At 56.9% G+C, this 26,036-nt stretch carries 25 protein-coding genes; 11 read left to right on the forward strand and 14 right to left on the reverse strand.

What is annotated here, in order from left to right; genetic code table 11:
* Window positions 1-82: 82 nt before the first annotated feature.
* The 5 genes from ACR0C3_RS04965 to ACR0C3_RS04985 form a co-directional block, all read right to left on the reverse strand.
* Window positions 83-1,069, reverse strand: a complete 987-nt coding sequence (locus ACR0C3_RS04965) for a zinc-dependent alcohol dehydrogenase family protein (RefSeq protein ID WP_480757469.1) — start codon at window positions 1,067-1,069, stop codon at window positions 83-85.
* Between the two features lie 79 nt (window positions 1,070-1,148).
* Window positions 1,149-1,994 (reverse strand): enoyl-CoA hydratase/isomerase family protein, encoded by an 846-nt coding sequence (locus tag ACR0C3_RS04970; protein WP_170690319.1) that lies wholly within the window; start codon window positions 1,992-1,994, stop codon window positions 1,149-1,151.
* Window positions 1,995-2,086: 92 nt separating this feature from the next.
* The gene (locus ACR0C3_RS04975) at window positions 2,087-2,875 is read right to left on the reverse strand and encodes an SDR family NAD(P)-dependent oxidoreductase (protein ID WP_480757471.1); all 789 of its coding nucleotides are present in this window, start codon (window positions 2,873-2,875) and stop codon (window positions 2,087-2,089) included.
* Window positions 2,876-2,887: 12 nt separating this feature from the next.
* Window positions 2,888-3,853, reverse strand: coding sequence for an LLM class oxidoreductase (locus ACR0C3_RS04980; protein WP_480757472.1), 966 nt, complete (start codon window positions 3,851-3,853; stop codon window positions 2,888-2,890).
* A 13-nt stretch (window positions 3,854-3,866) separates the two neighbouring features.
* The gene (locus ACR0C3_RS04985; protein ID WP_480757473.1) at window positions 3,867-4,643 is read right to left on the reverse strand and encodes a CmcJ/NvfI family oxidoreductase; all 777 of its coding nucleotides are present in this window, start codon (window positions 4,641-4,643) and stop codon (window positions 3,867-3,869) included.
* A gap of 107 nt (window positions 4,644-4,750) precedes the next feature.
* Between ACR0C3_RS04985 and ACR0C3_RS04990 the strand changes: the two genes are divergently transcribed.
* Complete coding sequence (locus tag ACR0C3_RS04990) at window positions 4,751-5,662, forward strand: LysR family transcriptional regulator (RefSeq protein ID WP_480757475.1); 912 nt, start codon at window positions 4,751-4,753, stop codon at window positions 5,660-5,662.
* Window positions 5,663-5,902: 240 nt separating this feature from the next.
* On the opposite strand, the gene ACR0C3_RS04995 is transcribed toward ACR0C3_RS04990, so the two are convergent.
* Complete coding sequence (locus tag ACR0C3_RS04995; protein WP_480757476.1) at window positions 5,903-6,832, reverse strand: LysR family transcriptional regulator; 930 nt, start codon at window positions 6,830-6,832, stop codon at window positions 5,903-5,905.
* Window positions 6,833-6,937: 105 nt separating this feature from the next.
* Here ACR0C3_RS04995 and ACR0C3_RS05000 point away from each other — a divergent pair, with 105 nt between their 5' ends.
* From ACR0C3_RS05000 to ACR0C3_RS05045, 10 genes are read left to right on the forward strand one after another with little or no spacing between them, the layout of a single operon-like run.
* A complete protein-coding gene (locus ACR0C3_RS05000) occupies window positions 6,938-7,999 on the forward strand; it encodes a maleylacetate reductase (protein ID WP_480757477.1) in 1,062 nt (353 codons plus the stop codon).
* Between the two features lie 25 nt (window positions 8,000-8,024).
* Window positions 8,025-9,299 carry an ABC transporter substrate-binding protein gene (locus tag ACR0C3_RS05005; protein ID WP_480757478.1) on the forward strand — a complete coding sequence of 425 codons (1,275 nt, stop codon included), beginning with the start codon at window positions 8,025-8,027 and terminating at the stop codon, window positions 9,297-9,299.
* Between the two features lie 49 nt (window positions 9,300-9,348).
* Complete coding sequence (locus tag ACR0C3_RS05010; protein WP_480757479.1) at window positions 9,349-10,068, forward strand: ABC transporter ATP-binding protein; 720 nt, start codon at window positions 9,349-9,351, stop codon at window positions 10,066-10,068.
* Window positions 10,068-10,778 carry an ABC transporter ATP-binding protein gene (locus tag ACR0C3_RS05015; protein ID WP_480757480.1) on the forward strand — a complete coding sequence of 237 codons (711 nt, stop codon included), beginning with the start codon at window positions 10,068-10,070 and terminating at the stop codon, window positions 10,776-10,778. Before ACR0C3_RS05010 ends, ACR0C3_RS05015 begins: the two co-directional genes overlap by 1 nt.
* The gene (locus tag ACR0C3_RS05020; protein ID WP_480757481.1) at window positions 10,775-11,638 is read left to right on the forward strand and encodes a branched-chain amino acid ABC transporter permease; all 864 of its coding nucleotides are present in this window, start codon (window positions 10,775-10,777) and stop codon (window positions 11,636-11,638) included. The genes ACR0C3_RS05015 and ACR0C3_RS05020 overlap by 4 nt, the downstream gene beginning before the upstream one ends.
* Window positions 11,638-12,705, forward strand: a complete 1,068-nt coding sequence (locus ACR0C3_RS05025; protein ID WP_480757482.1) for a branched-chain amino acid ABC transporter permease — start codon at window positions 11,638-11,640, stop codon at window positions 12,703-12,705. The genes ACR0C3_RS05020 and ACR0C3_RS05025 overlap by 1 nt, the downstream gene beginning before the upstream one ends.
* A 3-nt stretch (window positions 12,706-12,708) precedes the next feature.
* Window positions 12,709-13,287, forward strand: coding sequence for a VOC family protein (locus ACR0C3_RS05030; protein WP_480757483.1), 579 nt, complete (start codon window positions 12,709-12,711; stop codon window positions 13,285-13,287).
* A 28-nt stretch (window positions 13,288-13,315) separates the two neighbouring features.
* The gene (locus ACR0C3_RS05035; protein ID WP_480757485.1) at window positions 13,316-15,073 is read left to right on the forward strand and encodes an FAD-dependent oxidoreductase; all 1,758 of its coding nucleotides are present in this window, start codon (window positions 13,316-13,318) and stop codon (window positions 15,071-15,073) included.
* Between the two features lie 39 nt (window positions 15,074-15,112).
* The gene (locus ACR0C3_RS05040) at window positions 15,113-15,997 is read left to right on the forward strand and encodes an intradiol ring-cleavage dioxygenase (protein ID WP_480757486.1); all 885 of its coding nucleotides are present in this window, start codon (window positions 15,113-15,115) and stop codon (window positions 15,995-15,997) included.
* A 1-nt stretch (window position 15,998) separates the two neighbouring features.
* Window positions 15,999-16,820, forward strand: a complete 822-nt coding sequence (locus ACR0C3_RS05045; protein WP_480757488.1) for a 3-oxoadipate:acetyl-CoA acetyltransferase — start codon at window positions 15,999-16,001, stop codon at window positions 16,818-16,820.
* Between the two features lie 46 nt (window positions 16,821-16,866).
* On the opposite strand, the gene ACR0C3_RS05050 is transcribed toward ACR0C3_RS05045, so the two are convergent.
* The 8 genes from ACR0C3_RS05050 to ACR0C3_RS05085 all read right to left on the reverse strand — a co-directional run bounded on the left by ACR0C3_RS05050 (window position 16,867) and on the right by ACR0C3_RS05085 (window position 26,012).
* Window positions 16,867-17,844 (reverse strand): pirin family protein, encoded by a 978-nt coding sequence (locus ACR0C3_RS05050; protein WP_480757490.1) that lies wholly within the window; start codon window positions 17,842-17,844, stop codon window positions 16,867-16,869.
* 81 nt (window positions 17,845-17,925) lie between these two features.
* On the reverse strand, window positions 17,926-20,106 hold the full coding sequence (locus ACR0C3_RS05055) for a xanthine dehydrogenase family protein molybdopterin-binding subunit (RefSeq protein WP_480757491.1): 2,181 nt from the start codon (window positions 20,104-20,106) through the stop codon (window positions 17,926-17,928).
* Between the two features lies 1 nt (window position 20,107).
* Complete coding sequence (locus tag ACR0C3_RS05060; RefSeq protein ID WP_480757492.1) at window positions 20,108-20,560, reverse strand: (2Fe-2S)-binding protein; 453 nt, start codon at window positions 20,558-20,560, stop codon at window positions 20,108-20,110.
* A 55-nt stretch (window positions 20,561-20,615) separates the two neighbouring features.
* Window positions 20,616-21,500, reverse strand: a complete 885-nt coding sequence (locus tag ACR0C3_RS05065) for an efflux RND transporter periplasmic adaptor subunit (RefSeq protein ID WP_480757493.1) — start codon at window positions 21,498-21,500, stop codon at window positions 20,616-20,618.
* A gap of 14 nt (window positions 21,501-21,514) precedes the next feature.
* Window positions 21,515-23,125 (reverse strand): MFS transporter, encoded by a 1,611-nt coding sequence (locus tag ACR0C3_RS05070; RefSeq protein ID WP_480757494.1) that lies wholly within the window; start codon window positions 23,123-23,125, stop codon window positions 21,515-21,517.
* Window positions 23,109-23,417 (reverse strand): GNAT family N-acetyltransferase, encoded by a 309-nt coding sequence (locus tag ACR0C3_RS05075; RefSeq protein ID WP_170644293.1) that lies wholly within the window; start codon window positions 23,415-23,417, stop codon window positions 23,109-23,111. The genes ACR0C3_RS05070 and ACR0C3_RS05075 overlap by 17 nt, the downstream gene beginning before the upstream one ends.
* Window positions 23,418-23,441: 24 nt before the next feature.
* Window positions 23,442-25,175 carry an amidohydrolase gene (locus ACR0C3_RS05080; protein ID WP_480757495.1) on the reverse strand — a complete coding sequence of 578 codons (1,734 nt, stop codon included), beginning with the start codon at window positions 25,173-25,175 and terminating at the stop codon, window positions 23,442-23,444.
* Between the two features lie 132 nt (window positions 25,176-25,307).
* Complete coding sequence (locus tag ACR0C3_RS05085) at window positions 25,308-26,012, reverse strand: hydrolase (protein WP_170680874.1); 705 nt, start codon at window positions 26,010-26,012, stop codon at window positions 25,308-25,310.
* Window positions 26,013-26,036 lie beyond the last annotated feature (24 nt).

Below are 26,036 nucleotides of genomic sequence, written 5' to 3' on the forward strand. Positions count from 1 at the left end.
CAAGATGTGTGTCATCAATAGCAGCTCAGACTGAGTTGGTGCGATTAGTCACTATGCGCGCACCAACCCCAATTGAATCTTGTCAAGGCTCCACTACGACTTTTCCGACCTTAGATCCATTCGTCAGGTGCGCATAAGCTGCGCCGACGTCGGTCCACCCAAACTTCTGTTCGTCAACAATCGGTTTGAGCGCGCCGTCATCCGCCAGACCCGCCAGTATCCTCAGGATGTCGCCATGGGTTTGCCGCCCGACATCGTGCATCATCGGGATCAGCATGAAAACGACGTGCAGAGACAGACCCTTGAAATGCACAGGCGTCAAATCAATCTCGACTAACGCGACCGTTGAGGCGACATGGCCATTGAGTCGGGTGGCTTTGAACGAGTTCGTCATGTTCTGTCCGCCAACGCTATCAAACACCACATCGAAGCCCACACCGCCGGTATGCTCAGCCACGTAGTCCTGGACCTTTTGCGTTGTGTAATCTATCGGCCGCGCGCCCAGCTCTTGGATCAGGGCCATCTGATCCGCGCCGCGACCCGTTGCGGATACTTTGGCACCAAGGTGGCGGGCGATTTGGATGGCAATATGACCAACGCCACCGGCACCACCCTGCACCAGAACAGTCTGCCCTTCGCCAACACCAGCACGGGTCAGCCCTTCATAGGCGGTGATGCCGACGAGAGGCAACGCTGCAGCTTCCCGCATGCTCAGCGTCTTGGGTTTGCGGGCAATCAGGCGCGCGTCTGCGTTAATGTACTTCGCCAAAGCGCCAGGGAGTTCCATCAATCCTCCAGCACAACCGTACACCTCATCGCCTACGGCAAAACCTGTTACATCGTCGCCAATCGCAACAACCGTGCCAGCAAAATCCATTCCAAGTATGGCGGGCAATTGAGGGGACAGAGGCAGGTCCGCGCCCATGCTTCGGATCATTGTGTCGACGGTGTTGACGCTGGTCGCGGCCACTTTGACAACCACATGTCCAAAAGTCGCGACCGGATCGGGAATTTCAGCGAGCTCGAATAGCGCATCGGGACCGTAAGACTTGAGAACCATTGCCTTCATTGAGGTTTTCCTTTTGTGAGATGCTGTCAGGCCCACGTGGAATCCACGCACGCCTGACGAGATTTTTGTCTTGGGATAGTCAGTTGATGTCTTGCACCTGCATCACCAGATCGCCCCACTTGCGCTGGTTCTCGATGTCATGTTCCAAACCTTGTTCATCCGCGATCGTGAAACGTTTTACGGCCGGAGTTTTGCTGGTCGCCTGATACAGCCAATAGGCTTCGGCCTTCAGCGCTTCATCGATGGGTTTATCGATGGATTCATAGACCATCTGTTTGCAGGCGTTGATCGACTCTGCGGGGAATTGTGCGATCCGTTCGGCCAGAGCGGTTACATACGGGCCGATCTCATTGGGCTCCAAAGCCTTGTTGATTGTGCCCAGACGTTCGGCATCATCCGCGTCGTAGTCTTGTGCGCTCAGGATGATCTCAAGCGCTTTGCCAAGGCCGGTTTGACGGGCCATGCGCGAGGCGCCACCGCCGCAGGGCAGGATGCCCATTCCGACCTCCATCTGCATGAACTTGTACTTTCCCCGCGCGGCAAAACGCATATCCAACGCCAAGGCCAATTCGTGCCCGCCACCGCGCGCAAACCCTTCCAGCTTTGCAATAGTGGCCTGTGGTACCTTGCTGATCCGCTCGCAAACCGATTGCAGATCCAAAAGCTGCGCGTCCTCGCGGGACACGGCTTCGGTCGACATGTCCTTAAGTAGCTCGGTATCGTAGTGGCAGACCCAGATTTCCGGATTGGCCGACTGAAAGATCACGACCTTTGTGTCGCGGTCCCGCTCTAGCCGCATTGCCAGACTGTTGAGGTCGGCCAGCATTTCCTGGCCCTGCACGTTCACAGAGCCAAAGTTGAAGGTGACCGTGGCGATGCCGTTCTCAACAGCTACGTCAAAGGTTTGAAAGTTCTCGTATTTCATCAGGCAGTCCTTTCTTGGGCCTCGACGCAGCACGCGTGAGGGGTAGGGGAGTGTTAAAGGTGGAGGTGTTCGGCGTTTTCGCGCCGGGATGGTCAGCCTGTCTGGCTGATCAAGTCTTTGATAGCGTTAATGACATCGGCAGCGTGGTTTTTGTCGAGCGCTGCGGGATGGGGATCAGCGAAAGCCCCACTGTCATTGTCGAAATAGGCTCCTGCCGCGTCCGCAAACCGTGCACCCAAGGCCGCGTCAATCAGGATATCAGCGCCGATGTTCATATCGTTCCCGGCTAGGCCAAAGCCTTCTTTCACCATCTTTGAGGCCAAAAGTGATCCGGGATTTACGGCAACCATCACAGGTGCATTCGACAGCGATTTGGCCCATTCGCGGGTCCAGATGGTGATCGCCAACTTGCTTTGGGCATAGGCTTCCATGTCAGCCATTGGCACATTGCCCTGCATGGCTTTGAGATTCACAGGGGCCTGCGCCGCCGATGACAGATTCACGACGCGCCCGTCGGAAGGAATTATCGGCAACAGCAATTTGGTCAGCAGATACGGTGCAAGCGTGTTCACCACAAAGCGAATGTCCTGACCATTTTCAAGCACGGTTTGCGGGGATTTCAGCACACCTGCGTTGTTAATCAGTACATCCAGTTTGTCATGTCTGGCTCGTATGCTTTCGGCGAGTTTTCGAACCGCGGACAGATCGCTGAGATCAGCGGCATAGGTTTCGACATCGCCTCCGACCGCGGCAACAGCGCTCTCCAATTTGGATGCACTGCGTCCATGGAGGAGCACTTTGTGCCCATCGGCAGCCAGCTTCTTCGCTGTCAGCAGGCCAATGCCGTCGGTTGAACCTGTAATGAGAATAGTCTTGGTCATCGGTCTAATCCTTCAGGAAAAGTCAGGCAGCAGAGTGTCCGCCAGATGTTCGAGGGTTGTGTCGATCGGTGCTTGATTGAACCTTAGGTTCAGCGCGACGTGATTGATCCCGAGCGTTTCAATCTCGCGCAGATAGTTGCGCAGGAAGTCGGTGCCCGACTGAAACCCAAGATGGATTGGGCGTGGTGGTGCGGCAGCGTCGGCTACAACATCGACGTAGAGCGATTGCATCACAGGCTTATCCGGTTGACCTGCCGCCTTCACACGTCTGCGGTAGGCCGCGATGACTTGACCCTGAGCCGCCGCATTGCGCGGATATGTCATCCAACCATCTCCGTTTTGCGCTACCCAATCAGGTGATTGTTGGCTACCGCCGGTTATGAGCATCGGCAGGCGCGTTCCATGCGGCTTTGGCAATAGATCAATCCCGCCATGCAGTTTGCCCTGTGCATTTTCATGCTTAGGGTAAGCCGATCCAACCGCGCGGATGTACTCAACACTATCGCGGAAACGAGCCCCCCGGTCGTCAAAGTTCTGGTTCATGGCCGGGTACTCCTCGGGCCGGTCACCGGACGCGACACCCAACAACAACCGCCCGCCCGAGAGCACATCTGCAGTCGCTGCCGCCTTGGCGACATGAGCGGGGTGACGCAATGGCAGGATCACGCTCGACGTTCCAAGCGCAATCCGATCCGTGGCCGTTGCCAATGCCCCCAGATAGACAAATGGATCGAAAACTTGCCCAGGATCACCAAAGCTTGGAACATTAAAGGGTACGTCCCGCAACCAAAGCGCTGCAAACCCAAGCTCCTCGGCTTTCTGAGCGGCTTCCAAGTGCCCCCGTAGAGTCGGCTCCGCACCGACGGAATAGGCTTCGAGAGGCAACACAAGGCCAACGCTCAGTCGTCCAGGACGGAACACCTGGTTGTAGGCCAAATTGACTTGCTCAAACCCAACCGGCTGCGTTTCATCCAACATGTCTGGCCCTCCTTTAATAGCGCACCAAAGTGCGGCTTTCGATGCTTTTGCGAATGGTAGTGATGTTTGGATCCTCGACCATATCGAGGGCGCTATGAGCAATCGAAGCCAGGCCTCGATTGTCATAGATGTTGAAGATCGCAACCTCATCGGGCGTCATCTTGGATTGATAGATCCACTCATGTTTGGGGTTTCCCGCTAGCCCCATGATTTGCCCGGTGCGGTCGGGATAGATCAGGTCCAGTAGAATCCAGTCAGACGGGTCGACAGACGATGGCCGTACAAAGCCCAGAGGTGCCGAATTGATCCGATGATCCACAGGGCGCCACACGTTGACAAAGGCAAAATGACCTTGCGCCCACTCCGCTGCGGTCTCGGCACTAAGCAAGTCGACAAGCCGCTGTTCGGCTCCATCCTTGCTGTAGTCGCTATGAACATTGCGCGCCGGTTTACGTATTGCGTCGGGGTCATCCACCCTAACGGTGTGATCAAAAACCACGACCTCTCTCGCACCCAGCTTGTCCTTCAGCATAGCCTTAAGTTCCGCATCGTAAATCGGTTTCCAGCTGTCGCCTGCAAAGTCTCGGACCTGCGTTTCAAGTGGCATGATTTCAACGGCATCACATGCAAATGAAACTGATGAGTTCGTTGTTCGGTTGTCTGCTAGCACAACGGATGTCGCGACCAACTCAGGGGAAATCAGGTTGCCAGCGACCCCGCCAGCATCAAGCACAAAGGCTTGCCGGTAGGATTTGTGAACATGGTAGTTGACGGTGGCTGTCCGTGTCATGTGCGCCTCCTGCCTAAGCTGTGCTGTCTCTGTGAAAGGGATTTAACCTCGATCAAATTGAAGATAAATTGCACAATCATGTATTGATAATTCGGGAAACAAATATAATGGGTTTAGACACAGACGCTCTTAGATTGTTTATAAGGGCAGCAGACATGCTGAACATCAGCGCGGCTGGGCGTGACCTGGGCATGGCCCCAGCGGTCTCCAGCGCAAGGCTTGCCAAGCTGGAGCAGAACCTCGGTTTTGAGCTTTTGCACCGCACGACACGCAAAGTGTCGTTGTCGGTGGAAGGAGCGGATTTCCTGCCCTTCGCTCGTGAGATCATTGCGCAGGAAGAGGCGGCATTTGCTGCTTTGGGCAAGCAAACGACAACGATCAAGGGTACATTGCGTTTTGCTGCGCCAAGCAGTTTTGCACAGCTCTACATTGCGCCAATCCTGCCAAAGTTCCTTGAACGGCACCCCGATCTCACACTCGATCTGCGCCTGTCCGATGTGCAGTTCGATCTGATCGAAGGAAGCTACGATCTAGCACTCAGGAACGCGCCTCTGGTCGACACCAGCCTGAAGGGCCGCAAACTGGCTGATGACCAGCGAATTCTGTGTGCCGCGCCGCACTACCTCGAAACGCATGGCGTTCCCGATACACCAGCCGATTTGACAAACCACCGTCTGATCGCTTTCCAAAACTTCCAACCGCGGCCACTGAAAGGACCGGCGGGCGAAACTGCTATTTTCGATCCCGCCTCAGCCGAAGGCCAATTGATCATCGATGACGGTCAAAGCCAGGTCCGCGCCACACTTGCCGGAGCCGGTATTTCTTTGAATGCTCGCTGGAGCATCTATGACCAACTGAAATCAGGCCGTTTGGTACAGGTTCTGCCAAACTTTGAGGCCAGTGAAGACAATGTCTTGTGGCTGATCTACCCCAAGTCCAACGTATTGTCCCCAAAAGTGCGGGTGTTCATGGACTTTCTGGTTGCGGAGATAGGCGCAAAGCCTCCTTGGGAAACATAAGCGCTGACTACTGCCTCAATTGAATTTCAAAACCTCACGAAATCGGTAAATCTCGTCATTCTATCTTGACCCGAACGTCAAGCCTCTTTGGCCTAAAAACATTGAAATATACAGAGGTCCACTAAACCCAATAAGACCCCTGAGGCAGCGCGCATTGAACAACATGCGTCTATGACCTCGTCCGGGCTTCACAAACCAACTCAATCTCTCGGGTTTCTCAGGCTAGACCGGTCATAGAGATCACCCCGCGCTACAAATCAACCGATCAAGCATTTCGAACTTCTGCTTTATGAACTCAAGCACGCGCTCCGACGAAGCAGGCATGCTTCGGGCGCTTAGTGTAACGCATCCCAAGTGCCGGTCGGGATCACCGATTTTTATCGGAAGTGCTGCCAAAGTTTTTTGCCTTTGCATCATGAAGACCACCGAAAAAGGCAAAACAGTTAGGGAGTCTGAGCCCGTCAGAACGTTCACAACCGCACTCAAAGACCCGCCTGTGAAACTGATTTTGAGGTCTCGCATACCGATACCGTCCAGCGTGTTTCGCAAGTCACGAAAAAGCGGGCTATTTGCAGGTGGCGCGATCCAGGAAAACTCGGTGATATCTTCCAGCTTTACCTCTTTTTTGCGCGCCAAAGGGTGCCCAAGGCGGCATGCAATGACGTTTCGACCAGGCAGGATTTGACGAAACTCGTACTCGTCAGACACGTCTGCCGGGCGCATAGGGAGAATGGCCAAGTCCAGAGTTTCGGCGGAAAGTTGAGACAAAAGTTCAGTGGGGTATCCATAGGATTGGTCGATCCGAATATTGGGATACTCGGCCTGAAACTCTGCAATCACGTTCGAGATGACACCGTCCATAAAGATCGGCGTACCCGCAACCCGCACAGCGCCAGCAATGCCTTGACGGTGTTCGTCCACAACACGACTTGCATGGCGACCCGCGCTTAGGATTCTTTGACCTTCCTGAGCCAGCGCAAGACCAAGCTCAGTGGGTTGCAATGGTCTTCGGGTCGGCAGGAATAGGGGCTCTCCCACCCTGTCCTCCAAGAGAGAGACGCTTCTCGAGACACTGGGTTGAGATTTCCCAAGCAAAGCAGCGCCTTCGGTCAACCCTCCGGCCTCGACAATCGCCGCGAGAATCTCAAGATGTCTTGGATCCAGCTTCATAACTCAAAGTTATATTGATGGTCGATAATTCGATCAAGAGTGCTGTGTTTGCCTGCTAGCGTTCCCTCCAGACCCGCAATCCATCGCTTGTCAGGAACCCACCCTATGGCTCTCAGCACCAATAGCATCAATGGTCAGAAAGTCCGGTTCGGCGCAGGTTTGCGCAACAAAATCTGCGCAGAGTTGGCGGAGCTGGGATCGAATAAGGCGCTGATCCTGTCGACGCCTCAGCAAGTCGATATGGCAATGGAGCTTGCAACAACTGTTGGGGATCGTGCTGCAGGCGTCTTCACTCGCGCAACCATGCACACCCCGGTTGGCGTGACCGAAGAAGCGGTTGAACATGCCTTGTCTGTCAAAGCCGATAGCATTGTCTCTATCGGTGGAGGTTCGACGATTGGCTTAGGCAAGGCGATTGCCCTTCGGACCGGTTTGCCACAAATCGCCATCCCGACCACATATGCCGGCAGCGAGGCGACTCCGATTCTGGGTCAGACTGAGGACGGCATCAAAACCACCCTTACAGATCCGAAGGTTCTGCCGCGCGTCATTCTGTACGATCCTGAACTTTTAGCGTCTTTGCCGCCCGCGATGACCGTGACCAGCGCCTTGAACGCAATGGCTCATGCAACTGAGGCGCTTTATGCCAAGGATCGCACGGATCAGACCACGGAATTGGCGATCGACGGCCTTAGAGCGTTTGCGGAAGGTCTGCCAACCGTTGTGGCAAACCCCGACGACCTGAAAGCCAGAGAAGAAACGCAGCGTGGTGCATGGGCCTGCGGCACGGTACTTGGTCTGGTCGGAATGGCGTTGCATCACAAGCTTTGCCATACGCTGGGCGGGTCCTTCAATCTGCCGCACGCGGAAACCCACGCAGTCGTTCTGCCCCATGCCATCGCCTACAACGCGGCGGGTGTGCCGGAGCTTCTGGCACCCGTGTCAGAAATTCTCGGCGGTTCTGAGCCCGGCCAGGCGCTTTGGGATTTTTCCAAATCCATGGGCGCACCAATGGCTCTTAGAGACTTTGGCCTGTCAGAGGCCGATCTGAACCGCGCCACCGAAATCGCACTCAAGAACCCGTATTGGAACCCACAGCCGGTCACTGCTGATGGGCTGCGGACGCTTCTTCGAAACGCGTGGGCGGGCAACGCCCCAAGCGTTTGACTTCACCGTGTCAAGGGAGGGACACATGATCACACGACGCAAATTGCTGCAATCCAGCGCTGCAACCGGCCTCGGCCTAGCCGCCGGCACGCTCGCTGCGCCCACTATCGCTCAGGGCGCCAAGATCAAGCTGGGCTATGTCAGCCCGCAATCAGGTCCTCTGGCCGCCTTTTCTGAGGCCGACAAGTTTATTCTCGACAATTTCGCCGCATCTGAGGCCGGTGCGAGTTTCGAAGTCATCGTCAAGGACAGCCAGTCGAACCCGAACCGGGCAGCAGACGTGGCGGGCGAGTTGATCGTGGATGATGAGATCGACCTCATGCTGGTCGCTTCAACACCCGAAACGACCAACCCGGTTGCCTCGACCTGTGAGGCTGAGGAAGTGCCGTGTATTTCCACTGTTGCGCCATGGCAGCCGTGGTTCATCGGCCAACAGGGCAATCCCGGCGATCCAGCCAGCTGGGAGCCGTTCTACTACGCCTATCACTTCTTCTGGGGCCTTGAGGACGTTATCTCAGTCTTTACGGCGATGTGGGGCCAATTGGAGACCAACAAGCAGGTCGGTGCATTGTTCCCGAATGACGGTGATGGCAATGCTTGGGGCGACCCGAATGTGGGCTTCCCGCCGGTTCTATCCGAGTTGGGATATAGCCTGACAGATCCCGGACGGTACCAGAACCTGACCGACGATTTCTCGGCCCAGATCAACGCATTTCGTCAGGCGAATGTTGAAATTGTAACCGGCGTGCCGATCCCGCCTGATTTCACCACCTTCTGGAGCCAGGCCAAGCAGCAAGGTTTCACCCCAAAGGCGGCGAGCATTGGCAAAGCGATCCTGTTCCCGCAGGCCGTCGAAGCTTTGGGTAACGCAGGCAACAACCTGAGTTCCGAGGTGTGGTGGTCACCGACGCATCCGTTCTCATCGTCGTTGACCGGCGCAAGCTCGGCTGAATTGGCTCAGGGTTACATGGCCGCCACCAGCCGCCAATGGACCCAGCCCATCGGCTTTGTGCACGCACTGTTTGAAATGGCCGCTAACGTCATGGGACGTGTTGATGACGCAGGTGACGGGGATGCAGTGGCTGAGGCCATCGCTGCCACGCAGTTGGATTCCATTGTTGGCCGGATCGCCTTTGATGGTGTGGGCTTGCCACCCTTCGCTGCGCAGAACGTTGCGAAAACACCCTTGGTCGGAGGACAGTGGAGGCTGCTCGACAATGGCAGCTATGACCTCGTGATCGTCGACAACTCTTCAGCACCCGAAATTCCGACTGCAGGTGTGATGGAAGAAATCTCCTGATCGCAACGAAACCAGCGCCCCGGACCCTGTCCGGGGCAGGAACACCGGTATGACCATTCTTTCGCTCAAAAACGTCTCAAAAAGCTTCGGTGCGCTCACCGTCACTGACGATGTCAGTTTTGATGTCGCGCAGGGGCAGGCCCTTGGGATCATTGGTCCGAATGGGGCGGGCAAGTCGACGCTGTTCAATCTGATAACGGGCAATCTGACCTCAGATGCGGGATCGATCCATTTCGACGGGGCTGACGTGACGCGCGTGCCGCCGATGCAGCGCTGCTTGTCGGGTATTGGGCGCTCGTTCCAGATCCCTCAGCCGTTTGATCATCTAACGGTGTTCGAAAACCTGCTGGTGGCCGCGACGCACGGGCAGAGCAAATCCGAACAGGAGGTCGAACAGGACTGCGCCCGCATTCTCGAGAAAACGGAACTTTTGGATGTGGCCAATGACACGGCCGGTGGATTGCGGCTGTTGCAACGCAAACGGCTGGAGTTGGCCCGTGCAATGGCGACGAACCCAAAGCTGCTGCTGCTTGACGAAATTGCCGGGGGTCTGACCGATGCCGAATGCACCGCGCTGATCAACACAATCAAGGGGCTGCACGGCAGCGGTGTGACGATCATCTGGATCGAACACGTCCTGCATGCGCTCACCTCGGTGGTCGAGCGGCTGTTGGTTCTGGATTTCGGCAAGGTAATCGGTCTGGGCGATCCGGATGAGATCATGAACAGCCGCGAAGTCAAAGAAATCTATCTGGGGATCGAGGTCTGATGAGTTTGCTGGAAACCCAAGCGTTGACCGCGCATTACGGAGATTTTCAAGCCCTATTCGGCGTGGATATCCATCTGGAACAGGGCGAGACCGTCGCCATCATTGGTGCAAACGGGGCAGGGAAGTCCACCCTGATGCGCTCGATCTCGGGTGTACTGACAAATGGTCCGGATCAGGTCCGGTTCGACGGCCAACCCATCGGTGATCTGACCTCGGACGAGATCATGGGGCGCGGCGTCGCGATGGTGCCCGAAGGCCGCAAGCTGTTTCCGTCGCTGAGCGTCGAGGAAAACCTGCTGATCGGAACATATGGTCGCAAGGTACAGGGGCATTGGTCTTTGCAGACGATCTATGACCTGTTCCCGATCCTGAAAGAACGGCGCAACCATCCGGGCACTGCCTTGTCGGGTGGTCAGCAACAGATGGTAGCCATAGGCCGCGCGTTGATGAGTAACCCGCGTGTCTTGTTGTGCGATGAGATCAGCCTCGGCCTCGCGCCCGTCGTTATCAAGGATATCTACGCCGCCGTTCCCCGCATTCAGGAGGCCGGGGCCAGTCTGATCGTGGTCGAGCAGGACATCGGTCAGGCGCTGAAGGTGGCCGACCGCGTCTATTGCATGATGGAAGGCCGCGTCACGTTGGAGGGCACGGCAGACACGCTCAGCCGCGAGGCCATTCATGACGCCTATTTCGGAGGGGCCGCCGCATGATCTGGATCGACACCATCATTCAGGGCGTCCTGCTGGGCGGGCTCTATGCCCTGTTCGCGGCCGGTCTCAGCCTTGTGTTCGGGATCATGCGATTGGTCAATCTTGCGCACGGAGACCTGATCGTCTTTGCTGCCTACCTGATCCTGCTGCTTGTCTCGCTTCTGGGTCTTTCCCCGTTCCTGGCGGTGTTCATCGCCGCGCCTGTCATGTTCGGTGTGGGCTGGGCCTTGCAGCGCCACGTGCTGAACCGGGTACTGGGGCCGGACATCTTGTCGCCTTTGCTGGTCACGTTTGGCTTGTCCGTGGTCCTCCAGAATGCGCTGCTTGAAGGGTTTTCCGCCGACAGCCAGCGCCTGCCAGTGGGTGAGATCACTACAGCCTCGGTGCAGGTGGGGGGGCTGAACCTTGGCGTGTTGCCTCTGTTGACCTTCGGGTCCGCGATCTTCGTGATCGTTGCGCTTAACCAACTGTTCTATCGGACCGAACTGGGCCGCGCCTTCCGCGCGACATCCGATGATGCGGTCACGGCTGGGCTGATGGGTATCCGCCCCGAACGCATCTTTGCAACCGCGACGGCGATCGCCATGCTGGTGGTGACACTGGCCGCGCTTTACCTGGGGATGCGCGCGAATTTCGATCCCAATATCGGCCCCGCGCGCCTGATCTATGCTTTCGAGGCAGTGATTATCGGCGGGCTGGGCAGCCTGTGGGGCACGCTTGCGGGCGGCATCATCATCGGTGTGGCTCAGACTGTTGGTGCGGCGATCAATCCCGAATGGCAAATCCTGGCTGGCCACCTGGCGTTTCTCATCGTGCTTCTGATCAAACCCAGAGGCCTATTTCCAAGGGCGGTGGACTGATGGCAGATACTTCGATTTACCTCGTCCAGACACAGACCCGCGCGTCAAACACTGCCGGAGCCGTCTGCATCGCACTGATCATCCTGTTCATCCTGCTGCCGACATTTGCGAGCAGGGGGTTGATTCAAGACCTGTTCTTCATCTTTACGATGCTTGTTCTGGCGCAGTTCTGGAACTTGCTGGCGGGGTATGGTGGCCTTGTGTCCGTCGGTCAGCAAGCCTTCGTGGGCATGGGGGCCTACGCCATGTTCGGCGGTGTCATCCTTTGGGGTATGGACCCAGTTCCGGCAATCCTGCTGGGCGGCGTTGCGGCCCTGATTGTCGCCATTCCCACAGCCTTCTTCGCCTTCCGCCTGCAAGGGGCCTATTTCGCCATCGGAACATGGGTCATCGCCGAGGTCATGCGCCTGCTGGTGGCCCAATGGAAAGTGCTCGGCGGTGGCACCGGAACCTCTCTGCCGCGCACCGCAACACGTGAGATGTGGGCCACCGAGTGGATCCAGACCACCTTTGACGTTCGCGGAGCGGCAGCGCGCGATATCCTGACCTACTGGCTGGCATTGGCGCTGGTGATCGCAACGATTGCGGGCATCTATTGGTTGCTCAGAACAAAGCGCGGGCTGGCGCTGGCTGCGGTACGCGACAATGTCGAAGCAGCGAAATCCGTCGGCGTCGACGCGGTGCGGATGAAGTGGTTAGTCTACCTCGTCTCAGCCGCTGGGACGGGACTAACGGGCGCTCTGATTTACGTTCAGAAACTGCGGATTTCACCGGATGCGGCGTTCTCGGTCACCGACTGGACGGCTTACGTGATTTTCATCGTCGTGATCGGAGGCATCGGCACCATCGAAGGCCCGATTCTAGGCGTGCTGATCTTCTTCATCCTACAAAGCCTGCTGGCTGACTACGGCTCCTGGTATCTCATGGTGCTCGGGCTGATCGGGATCGCCGTCATGCTCTTCGCACCGCGCGGCATCTGGGGCCTGATCTCTGAGAAAACCGGACTTCAAATATTCCCCGTGCGCCGTCGTTTGGTGGTTGGCGCGCAGTCGAACAAGGAGGATTGATCCATGAAAACACTCGCAACGGTCGCAGTCACAGCACTTGGAACTGGCGCATTTGCTGGCAGTTCCTTGCCGGGAATGACCGGCACGGACCACGTGGGATTTACAGTCCCGAGTGTCGATGAGGCTGTCACCTTCTTTCAGGACGTAATCGGTTGCAATGTGTTTTACCCGTTGGGGCCGTTCTCGGGCGGTGACAGCACTTGGATGGCAGACCACCTGAACGTGGACGCCAAGGCCGAGATCCCGACGATGCGGCTGGTACGCTGTGGCAACGGCGCCAATTTCGAAATCTTCGAATACACCGCGCCGGATCAGGATACGAAACTGCCGCGCAACTCGGATATCGGCGGTCATCATATCGCGTTCTACACCACCGATATGGAAGGTGCCGTCAGCTATTTGCAGGACAAAGGTATTGAGGTTCTGGGCAACCCGACAACCATGACCGACGGGCCAAGCGCTGGCGAGACCTGGGTCTATTTCCTCGCCCCCTGGGGCATGCAGCTGGAACTGGTCAGCTACCCGGACGGCAAAGCCTATGAGGCCGAATATGACGGCCGCCTCTGGGATCCGCGGTCCTGAGAAATTCAAAGAACAAGGGAGAGAGCTTATGGCCACCATCACAACGGATGTCCTGATCATCGGGACCGGCCCGGCGGGGTCTGCAACGGCGGCTCTGCTGTCGAGCTATGGCGTCGAGAATATGGTCATCAACCGCTATCGCTGGCTGGCCAATACACCGCGGGCACATATCACCAATCAGCGCACGATGGAGGTGCTGCGCGACCTTGGTCATGAGGTCGAGGCCGAAGCTTATATGCACGCCGCGCATCAGGATCTGATGGGTGAAAACGTGTTCTGCGAAAGCCTCGCCGGTGAAGAAATCGGGCGGATGAAAAGCTGGGGCAATCATCCTCTGTCCAAGGCCGAGCACTTGCTGTCCAGCCCGACGATGATGAACGATCTTCCGCAGACATTCATGGAACCGATCCTGTTTGGCACCGCTTGTCGCCGTGGGACTCAGGCGCGGATGAGCACCGAATACTTGCGGCATGAGCAAGACGCAGATGGTGTGACAACGACGTGTTTGGATCGTTTGTCGGGCGAAGAAATCACGATCCGTTCGAAATACCTGGTCGGCGCGGACGGAGGCAATTCTCTGGTCGCGGAACATGCCGGTTTGCCTTTTGAAGGACAGATGGGCGTCGGTGGGTCCATGAACATCCTGTTCCGTGCGGACCTCAGTAAATACGTCGCGCATCGACCCTCGGTCCTCTATTGGGTGATGCAACCGGGTGCGAATGTCGGTGGAATTGGCATGGGTCTAGTCCGCATGGTCCGCCCATGGAACGAATGGCTCATCGTTTGGGGCTATGACATCAACCAACCCGCCCCCGAGGTGGATGAGGCCATGGCCACTCAGGTTGCACGGCAATTGGTTGGCGACCCTGAGCTTGAGATCGAACTGATCAGCGCCAACACCTGGACCGTCAACAATATGTACGCGACCCATATGCAAAAGGATCGCGTGTTCATAATGGGTGACGCGGCGCACCGACACCCTCCGTCAAACGGGCTGGGGTCGAACACCTCAATTCAGGACAGTTTCAACCTCGCCTGGAAACTGGCTGCAGTCCTGAAAGGCCATGCTGGCGAGAACTTGCTGGACAGCTACAGCGAAGAACGCGCGCCCGTGGCAAAGCAGATCGTCACACGGGCCAACCAATCCATCTGTGAATTCGGTCCCATCTTTGAATCGCTCGGAATGGCCGAAGGTGTCGACCCAGAGGTCATGCAAAGCAATCTAGAGGCTCGCACAGGATCAACGCCGGAAGCTGCGGCACAAAGGCAGGCCATTCGCGAGGCGATTGCCTTCAAGAAATATGAGTTCGATGCGCATGGCGTAGAAATGAACCAACGCTACGACTCCTGTGCGATTGAAACGGATGGTCAACCCAATCCCGGTTTTGATCAGGATGCTGAGCTGCACTACCAGCCGACGACTTGGTCCGGCGCGCGCATTCCACATGTCTGGGTGTTTGATCATGATACAGGGAGCAAACATTCAACTCTGGATTTATGCGGTCGCGGAGAATTCACTGTGCTTACCGGTATCGGTGGTGAGGCGTGGGTGAATGCGGCGGAAACCGTCTCGAAAGAACTTGGCATGCCCATTCGCTGTCACGTCATCGGCCCGCGCCAGACCTATGTCGACCACACCGGGGATTGGGCGCGCGCGTCGGAGATTTCGGATACGGGCTGTTTGTTGGTCCGTCCTGATCAACACGTGGCATGGCGCTCAGCCGATATGGCTGCGGATGCCGAAGCCGAACTGCGTCGCGCGCTGACCACGGTGCTTTCGCGATGAGCCAATCTGGAGCAAACTTACACAGGTCAGGAGGCCACAATGGACTCGCATGAGATGGGATACTTTACCGAGGAAAACTCGGCCGAGGTCGTCACGGCACGCAACAAAAACGCAGAAAGCGAACGGCTGAAGCAGGTGATGGAAGTCATCACCAGAAAGCTCCATGAAGCCGTGAAGGAAATTGAGCCGACGCAGCAGGAATGGTTCGAGGCGATCATGTTCCTGACCAAGGTTGGGCACATGTGCGATGATTGGCGGCAGGAGTACATTCTTCTGTCCGATGTCCTGGGCGTGTCGATGCTGGTGGATGCCGTGAACTCACGCCGCCCCACCGGGGCTTCCGAGAACACTGTTCTGGGACCTTTCCACGTGGGAGGTGCCCCGGAATACGAGATGGGGCACAACATTTGTCTCGACCAAAAGGGTGAGCACATGGTGGTGCGGGGTCGTGTCACCGATGTTGAGGGCAACCCGCTGGAAGGCGTCAAGATTGATGTCTGGCAGGCCAATGATGACGGGTTTTACGACGTGCAACAGAAAGGTATTCAACCTGATTTCAACCTGCGTGGCGTCTTCACGACCGGTGCTGACGGGACGTATTGGTTCCGTGCGGTGCGGCCAAAGAACTATCCAATCCCGGATGACGGGCCGGTTGGCGATCTGTTGAAGCGTCTTGGTCGACACCCGTACCGACCAGCACACCTACACTACATCGTATCCAAAGAAGGGTATGACGACCTGACCACGCATATTTTCGATCCCGACGACCAATATATCAATTCGGATGCGGTTTTTGGGGTCAAAGAAAGCCTGATCGCCGAATTCAACCGGGTCGATGAACCGGCGCGATCTGCGGAAGTTGGCTTTGAAGGTCCCTACTGGGATGTCGAATTCGACTTTGTCCTCGCACCGCAAGAGGCCTGAAATGTCCGAACCCTGCATCATCTGTGTTGCCATAACAGGGTCCTTACCAACCAAGGCCAATAACCCGGCCGTGCCCATAACAGTCGAGGAACAAGTCGAAAGCACACAGGCCGCTTTTGAGGCAGGAGCATCCATTTGCCATGCTCATGTTCGAAATGACGACGAGACGCCATCGAGCGACCCGGAAAAGTTCGCAAGGTTGAAAGAGGGGCTTGAGAAACACTGCCCTGGCATGATCATCCAGTTTTCGACTGGAGGGCGATCGGGGGCGGGCAAGACGCGGGGCGGCATGTTGCCGTTGCGGCCGGATATGGCGTCGTTGTCCGTGGGGTCGAACAACTTCCCCACGCGCGTCTATGAAAATCCACCCGATCTTGTCGACTGGCTCGCAGCTGAAATGGCGACTTATGACGTCAAACCAGAGATCGAAGCGTTCGATCTGAGCCACATCCTGAAGGCGGCCGAGATGCACAAGAAAGGGCAAATCAAAGACACGCCTTATGTGCAATTTGTGATGGGTGTGAAAAACGCAATGCCTGCGGATCGGGACGTATTCGATTTCTACGTGAGGACAGTTGGCCGACTGTTTCCAGGTGCGCCGTGGTGCGCTGCAGGCATTGGTGCCCAACAGGAGGTTCTTAACCACTGGGCCATTTCGTCAGGTGGCCACGCGCGAACCGGCCTCGAAGACAACGTACGCCTAGATCGCAATACGTTGGCACCCTCAAACGCAGCGCTTGTGACAAGGACTGCAGAGATTTGTGCCCAATACAACCGCCCGGTTGCGACAGCCGACCAGGCACGAAATATTTTGGGCCTCTAGAACGGGTTTTGCGCACTTCAAAAAACCTTCAAACCCGGTCTGACAGTCAGGCCGAAGGCTCGGTTTTTCTATTGGGCAAGGTTTGCTCTAGTTCTGGCGCAATCGGGATATGCTCGGCGTCGTCACCCGGTGGCAGTTTGAAGGGGCCATTGGCCCAATCCGCCGCCTTCCAAGACTCTTTGGCGTCTTCAATCCTGTCTCGGGACGACGAAACGAAGTTCCACCAGATGAAACGCTCCTCGCTGAGGGTTGCCCCACCCAGCGCCATAAGACGCGCACCCTTTTCACCAGCCCGAACGCTTATTTTGTCGCCTGGTCGAAAGACCATCATTTGTCCGGCGTCAAAGATGTCACCCGCGATTTCAACCGACCCTTCAGTAACGTAGATCCCACGGTCTTCCTGATCATTCGGCAATGGAAAACGAGCGCCCGGCGAAAGAATGACGTCGACGTAAAACGTCTCGGATTGCATCGTCACGGGGCTGGATTTGCCATAAGCTGATCCGAGTATGAGTTTTGCTTGAATGCCCGTATCTTGAAGCTCAGGTAGCGCCGCGTTCTTATGGTGTTCAAAGTCCGGCGCCATGTCTTCCCGGTCTTTTGGCAACGCGATCCAAGTTTGAATCCCGAACAACCTATTTCGCTTGGCCCGTGTTTCCGCGCTGGTGCGTTCCGAATGCGTGACGCCCTTGCCTGCAACCATCCAGTTCACTTCGCCCGGATAGATCATCTGATGAGTGCCTAAGCTGTCGCGATGCTCAAACTCGCTATCATACAAATAGGTTACGGTTCCAAGACCGATATGCGGATGAGGGCGAACGTCTATACCGCCTTCCGTGACGAACTCGGCCGGGCCCATCTGGTCGAAAAAGATGAACGGTCCAACCATCTGGCGTTCGGGCGCGGGCAATGCACGCCGGACCTCAAACCCACCAAGATCACGGGCGCGCGGAATAATCAGAGTTTCAACACTGTCTGCCGAAGCGTTTGGGTGCTCAGGGTTATGCGTGGGGTTCCAACTCATGCATTGGGTCCTTTGTCTGTAGTTGGGTCTTGGCACATGTGCCGCCGGTCAAAGGAAAAGACCGGCAGTATCCTTAGCCCGTTACGTTTTCAGCGCGGCAGTGACGCGGTCAGGTGTAAACGGCATGTGGCGCAGGCGCTTGCCTTGCGCGGCATAGAATGCGTTGGCGATAGCCGCAGGCACCATCGGAGTGCCAACCTCGCCAACACCAACAGGCGGTGCATCGACCTCTGCGACGTAGATCTCGATTTCCGGCATTTGCGACGCGCGCGTGATCTCGTAATCCCAGAAGTTGCTTTGCACCACTTCGCCGTTTTCGATATCGATCTTTTCGGAAAGAGCCATCGAGATACCGAACACGATACCACCTTCGATCTGATTGAGTGCGTTGTCTGGCGTGACGATCAGGCCGGCATCGATTGCGGCCCAGAAGTTGGTGATCTGGATTTCTCCGCTGTCCGCGTCAACTTCAACTTCCGCTACACCTGCGGCCATGGAGGAGCTGTAGCCAGCGAAAGAAAGTCCTAGGTTTCGATCACCCCGATTTTGCCAATCGGACATCTCGGCCACCTTCTCAAGCAGGTGTCGCCCACGCGGGTTTTCAAAAACAAGATCTAGCCGGAACTCCAATGGGTCCCGCCCGGCCTGTTCTGCCAGTTCGTCCATAAAACACTCTGCCGCAAAGGCCGTGTAAGACGCCCCAATGCCGCGATAGGGGGCAAGGCGGGCGTGCCGGTCCATGATCAGGTGATCGGCGCGGAAATCCTTGATCCCATAGAATTTGCTCTCTGCACCACGCATTGAAATCACATCGTTCGGGTTCACCGCATCCCAACGCAGCGGGTTGAAGAAACCAATGACCGTTGGTGTGGCGACCTTGTGATACCACCCGTCCAGTTTTCCCTCCGCTGTCAGACCGGCCTCAAGCTTTTGGGCCGCAGCCGGGCGGAAGGTCCCCTGTTTCACGTCGTCTTCACGCGGCCAGATCACTTTGACAGGGCGTCCAACGGCCTTAGAGCACAGCGCCGCATCACGCACATAGTTCTGCATCAGGGCTGTGCGTCGACCAAAGCCTCCGCCCATCGTCATCATGTTCAGTCGAACGCTTTCGATGGGGATGCCCAGCACATCGGACACGGTGCGCGCAGTCCACGACTGCGTTTGCGTGCCTGCCCAAACCTCGGCACCTTGCCCGTCCGCATCGACATCGGCGACGGCCGCCATCGGCTCAATCTGAGCGTGGTAGGCATAGTCCGACAGATAGAGTTGCGAAAATTGACGGTCTGCGTTGCCAATGGCTGCAGGGGCGTCGCCCTTCTCGGCCCAGGTTGCACCCGACGCTTCGGGAACGCTGACAGCGGCGGCGTATTCGGCCAGCGTCTCTTCGCTGTTTGAGGTCCGGAAGGGTGAGGTGGTGGACCATTCGACCTCAAGCGAACCCCGTGCGCCCAAGGCAGACCACAGGCTTTCCGCGACGACGGCGACACCGTCAGGTACGGTCACGATGTCGATGACGCCCGGTACTTCGCGTGCGGCAGTGTCCTTGATGGAAAGCGGTACCTCGTCCTCGACTGGTGCGCGTACGACCGCCGCATAGGCCATATTGGGCACATCCACATCGATCGCGTATTCGGCCTGACCTGTGCTTTTGGCCGGAACATCGCGACGCGGTAGGTCTTGCCCGATGATCCGAAACGCGGATGGGTCTTTCAGCGGCACGGTCTCAGCGTCTGGTACCGTCACATCCCTTGAACCAAGCGCCGCCAATTCACCATACCCGGCCTGTTGGCCATCGGGACCCAAAACAACACTTGGTTCGGTCCTAAGGCTGGCTTTGTCCACAGCCCATTCACGTGCTGCGATTTGCAGCAAAACGTCGCGCGCCTGCGCGCCCGCCTTGCGCATCGGGTCAAAATAGAACTGCGTTCCGGTACTGCCAGCCGTATATAGAACACCGCCAAACAGCTGATTTCCAAAGCGTCGATCATCAGCGTTTAGCTGTTCGATCTCAACGTCTTCCCAAGCTGCATCCAGTTCCTCAGCGAGGATTTGGGGTAACGTGGAGTAGCTGCTTTGCCCCATTTCGGTCGAAGGAAAGACGATCCGGATGCTTCCATCGGCGCGGATCGTCAACCAGTGATTGACATCCAGAGTGCCAACAGCTGCCTCAGCCCGGACGGATGAGATGCCACCCGCACCGATGAAAAATGTCAATCCGGCAGCGCCTTGTAGAAATCCACGGCGGTTCATGGCCATAGTCATCTCAAACCTCCTTGGCTGCGCGTTCGATGGCTTTGAAAATTCGGTTGTACGTTCCGCATCGACACAAGTTCGAACTCATCTCATCGACGATTTCTTCGCGTGTCGGGGATGGATTGTCCGCCAGAAGTGCCGCCGCGCGCATGATCTGACCCGACTGGCAATATCCGCATTGTGCGACTTGTTCTTCGATCCAGGCCTTCTGAACAGGATGCGAACCGTCTTCGGACAACCCTTCGATCGTCGTGACCTGCGCATCTTCCACATCGCTGACCGACATCTGACAGGCGAATGACGCCACACCATCCACATGCACCGTGCAGGCTCCACACATGGCAGCACCGCACCCGTATTTCGTACCCTTGAGTTTGAGCGTATCTCGAAGGACCAGCAGCAACATTTCGTCAGGGGGGTTTTCAACCTCTACGGGTCGGCCGTTCAATTCGAATTTGATCATTTGGAACAGTCCTTGTGATGCCTGATGTTGAGGGGGTCTTGTGGGGTGGATTTCGTCATGGCCTGACCATGGAGTGGTCTTGCTCGGCGCCTGTGACTGGCTGGACAAAGGGCGTGACACGAACTTTCATTCCCGGTCGCAACGTTTGGTCGGGGTTTTCTAGATCTGCCCACACGCGAATTTTTCCGCTGTTTTCATCGAACCAGACCGCCGATCCGGTAAGCGGAATTGCGTTCGGCAGAACCTGACCGACCTCCGTTTCAACATGGAACCAGCCAGAATTTGATAACTCCTGCGAGCGCGTGATGCTCGTGTTCAACCCCGAAACCCATTGGGCATAGGGAATCTCGAACACAACGCGCAGGCGGTTGAGATTTACGAGTTGAAACAGGGGCGGGTCGCCCGAATTGAACTCAACCAGCGAACCCGGTCCAACACGCGGGTCTTCAACATGTCCTGAGATCGGTGCACGTATGAGCGTGTCGTCGAAGTTGGTTTGTGCGATCTCCAACTCGGTTTTCGCCAAAGCCCTTTCGGCCTCAGCCAAAGCCAGATTTGTTTCGGCGTCCAACAATGCAACCTCTGTTGCCGCTCCCCGCGTAGAGAGTTGGGCTGCGCGTTCCAATCTATCTCGGGCTTGAAGCAAGAGAGCTTCGGCTTTGGCCAGCTTTGCACGCGCAGCATCGACCGCCAGTTTCTCCAGATCGTTTCGTAGTTGCAGCAATGGCGTACCCGCTTCAACATAGTCGCCTTGCTCAACCAGCACTTCTTCGACAATGCCCTCCGCCCGGCTATGCACGTCCGATCGGTTGACTGCTTCGATACGGCCTTCAAACTCCGCACCAGCCGCGGATGCCTGCTCCGGCGCATGGGCCCAGAACAGCGCAACAAGGACTGTGGCCGAAAGAATGGGCCTTTGGGTGACCAAAATCGATAGCATCACAAACACTCTCATCATGGTGCGATCAAATGGCGAACGACAGGCCCGCTTTCACGGGTATCGAAGGCTGCGACGGTCCGTTGAAGGTCCCGATCTTGCTGTGACACACGCTCGTGCTGGGCCAGATGTTCTTCCCAAGATGAGACCATGAAGGCCTCGACCCATAGCTCAGGCTCTTCTGCACTTTGAAAAACGCTCCAGTCATAGGCTCCGTCGCGCCATCGCTCGCCTGACCATTCTTGAATCGCGGACAGAAACGCAGCTTCGTCCTCGGGTCGGATGCGATACTCAACTTCGACCATGACAGGACCGCGGGATGCCAAGCCGTCTTCCTCAAGAGCAACTTGTGGTGCCGGCCAATGCATAGAGGGCGTCAGGTCCAGATCTTCGCCCTGACCAAGCTGAAACTTGCGCGTAAGAAGCAAGCCAACGATCAAACCGCCTGCTGCGATCAGCAAGGTGATCGAAACAGATGTTGCCGTGGCCACCTGACCCCAGAATGCTGATCCAAACGCCATGGACCCGAAGAAAACCATTAGATTCACAGACAATCCTCGGGCCCTGACCCAGTTGGGCAGCGCGGTCTGCGCCGACACATTGAACGTGGTGAGAACGGCAATCCAGCTAAAGCCACCCAACAATGCGGCGATATAAGCCAAGGGAGGCGTTGTCGCCGTTGCGAGAATTGCCATGGCAACGGCAGTGCCGATGGTGCCGCCTGCAGCTGTAGTGCTTGCATCAAGCCTCGCGCGGAACTGCGGAAGTGTCAAAGCTCCCGCAACGGCCCCGGCACCGATCAACGTCAGCAACAATCCATACAGCGTTGCCCCGCCACCTTCGATTGTCCGGACGACCAGCGGCAGCAGAGCCCAATAGGCAGAGGCAAAGATGAAGAAGGCAAAGGATCGGATCAACGTGGCCTTGAGCGGGCCGTTGTGTGCGACGTGCCGCATGCCGGTCATCATCGCGTTGAACATAGGCTGAGATGTCTTCGAAACGCCGACGTCGTGCTTCCAAAACAACAGAGCGCCAATGATCACGAGATAACTGACCGCATTGACCGCAAAAGGCGCCGCCAAGCTGACCGATGCAATCAAAACGCCCGCCAAGGCAGGGCCGATCGCGCGGCTGATGTTGATGCCCATTGAATTCAACGCAATGGCTGGTTGCAACGCATCTCGCGGCACCAGAGTTGGCACGATCGCTTGCCAGGCCGGAGCCATGAAGGCGGTGCCTGTTCCGATGGCCAACGTGAACAGGATCAGCAGCGTCGGTGTTACCAGTTCGAGCTGAACCAGCACGGTTAGCACCGAAACCAGTACCAGAAGCACCACGTTCACTGTGATCAACAGCTTACGTTTGTCCAACCGGTCCGCCAGCGTACCAGCGTACAAGGCGAAGATGAACACTGGCAGGGTTGTTGCCGCCTGCACAAGTGAGACAACCGCCGGAGATGAGTTGAGCGTCGTCATCAGCCACCCAGCGCCCACATCATGCATCCAAGTGCCGACGTTAGAGATTAGGGTCGCTACCCAAAGAAGCGCAAACGCCCGATGTTTGAACGGGGCCCAAGCCGAGTTTGATGCCGCAGGTGCTGGTTTCGCGATACTACCACTGGATGACATCTGCCAACTCCTCGCGGTTTCTTTCGGCGTAGGACCGCACAAACGGGCAAAGAGGCACAATGCGGAGACCCTTGTCGCGCGCGTCCGCCACAAGTTGCGCGGCCAAGGTCCGAGCCAAGCCGCGACCACGCAACTCTTCCGGGACAAACGTGTGGTCGGCGATAACGAGGCTGGGCGTAACTTTTGACAGTGTCAGTTCTGCCTCGCTCACGATCCCGGACACCGAAGCGCCGTATCGTGCTTTTGTATCGCTTTCGCTGTAAGTGATTTTTAGCTTTTGATCGTCCAACATGGGAAATCTCCTGAGGTCTTGCCTCTATTCAGCGGCAAGGCTGCCTTGGCTTTGCGTCGAAGCGCCGGGTGCACCGAAAATTGGAACGGGTGACCAATCTGGAAGCTCTGGCATAGGAGCAGGTGCATGCGCCGCAAATCGAGCCTTGGCATGCACGATCTTGCCGCCCGTCAGTGTCAGGTCGGCCTCGATTTCGGTGATCTCGTCCTCGGCGATCGCGAAATAATCCCGGTCGAGCACGGCGATATCCGCCCATTGCCCCGCCTTGATCTGACCTTTCTTTCCCGCTTCTCGGCTGAACCAAGCCCCAGCGGCGGTCCAATGACGCAGCGCGTCGTGCCGATCCAAGCGGTTCGCTGCACTCCAGATGACGTCTCCGCCACGACCTTTGCCAGAAACGGCCCAGTGAATGGCCAACCACGGATTATAGGACGACACCCGCGTCGCATCCGTGCCAGCAGCCAGAGGCACACCCGAGGCCATCATCTTCTTGACCGGCATGACCTCGCGCAGGGCATCTTCGCCGTAACGGTCGCGATAGGCTGTGGTTTGAAAGGCGATGCGGTTTTGATAGCTGATACCGCCGCCCAGACGGGCAACCCACTCCATTGTAGATTCTGAGATCGTCTCACCGTGATCGAAAATCCAGTTCAGCTCTTCCAACCCTTTGTCACGACCGACCTCCTCAATAAGGCTCAGCAACCGGTGGGCGCTTTCCTCGTAAGTACAATGGAAACGGATCGGCCAGCGGTTTTCGAACAGAAACTCGAGTACCGGCCTGAGGTCCCCCTCCATCCGCTTGGGCAGATCGGGGCGTGGGTAGCTGAAATCTTCGAAATCATAGGCAGACGCGACCAGCATCTCGCCCGCGCCCACGCATTTCAGGTAGTCGTTTCCTTCGTCTGGCTTGACGATGTCATTCCAGCGTTTGAAATCGTCCAGCTCAAACATCGGACGCTGCGCAAAAAGCTGATAGCCGATGCGCACGGTTTGCTCGCCGCGTTTGTTCAACTCGGTGATGACGCCGTAGTCATCTGGATAGTTCAGGAACCCACCCGCGCAATCCAAAGCCGAGGTCAATCCAAGACCATTCAGCGCCTTGAAATAGTGCTTGGTCGAGGTGACCTGCTGTTCGAAATCCAGCTTGGGGGCCATATCCAACAACGCGTAAAGCGGTTGCGCGTTGGGGCGCGCCATCGCGAGACCAGTCGGGTTGCCCTGATCGTCCCGCTCCAGACGTCCTGAGACAAAGGGCTCGTAAAAGTGTTTGTCGATGCCGATTGCACGCAGGGCGGCTTTGTTCAGCCACGCCCGATCATAGAGGTGCAACACGTAGACAGGCACATCTGGCGCGACCGCATTGATCTCATCAATCGTCGGCAACCGCTTTTCGGCGAATTGATCAACAGACCAACCACCAACCACGCGGATCCATTGCCCGGCAGGAGTACGCTCTGCCTGAGCCTTCAGCATGCGCAGACCGTCGGCAAGCGACGGAACGTGGTCCCAGCGCAGCTCCATGGCGAAGTTGTTGCCTTGTCGGATGATGTGCGTATGGCTGTCGATCAGGCCGGGAATTACACGCTGGCCGCCCAGATCAATGGTTTCGGTTTCGGGTTCCGCAAGCCCAAGCATGTCCTTGTCCGTTCCAACGGCGGTGATCTGATCCCCTGAAATTGCCACGGCCGCTGCTTCGGGCCTGTCGGGATCCATTGTCGTGATCTTGCCGTTGAAGAGTATCGTGTCTGGGGCGGCCATGGTGCGCATCCTTTGGCAAAGCGGGAGTTGTCGGTGCCTACTGCTGGGGCACAGATTGAGAGAGGTTTGGAAATTCTCCCGCTCGGTTTCATGGGGAGGGATGAAGGGACCGAGCGGGCTTTGCGCGACAGACTATTCTGCGGCGACTTTACCGGCGGGCACCGCTTCCAGCGTTGGTCCAGTATGGAGGGTGCGCGATGGCGCCTTGTGGACCATCGTGTATGCGTAATCGACGCCCATGCCGTAGGCGCCGGAGTGTTCACGCACCAAGTCCATGACAGCATCGTAGGTATCGCGGCGCGCCCAATCTCGCTGCCATTCCAGCAGAACCTGCTGCCAGGTCACCGGGACGACTCCGGCCTGAACCATCCGGTCCATCGCGTATTTGTGGGCATCAATCGACGTACCTCCCGACGCGTCCGCAACCATGTAAATTTCGTAGTCCGTATCGGCCATGCAGCTCAGCGCAAAGGTGATATTGCAGACCTCGGTCCAAAGACCCGAGACAACGATTTTCTTGCGACCTTCCGCAGCTCCTCGTGCCAGTGCATCCCGGACTTTCTGATCGTCCCAGGAGTTCATGGACGTGCGTTCCAGCAAAGGCGCCTGTGGGTTTACATCCAGAAGTTCAGGATAGGTGTGCCCGGAAAAACTGTCCGTTTCGACCGTGGTGATGATAGTGGGCATGTCAAAGATCTTGGCGGCTTTGGCCAAGGCAACGGTGTTGTTCTTCAGCGTCTGACGATCAATCGACTGCACGCCGAACGCCATCTGCGGCTGATGATCGATGAAGATGATCTGGCTGTTCTCAGGTGTAAGGACTTCAAGTTTGGACATTTTTCATTCCTTTGTTGAGGTTAG

Source organism: Ruegeria sp. CK3 (assembly GCF_056536565.1).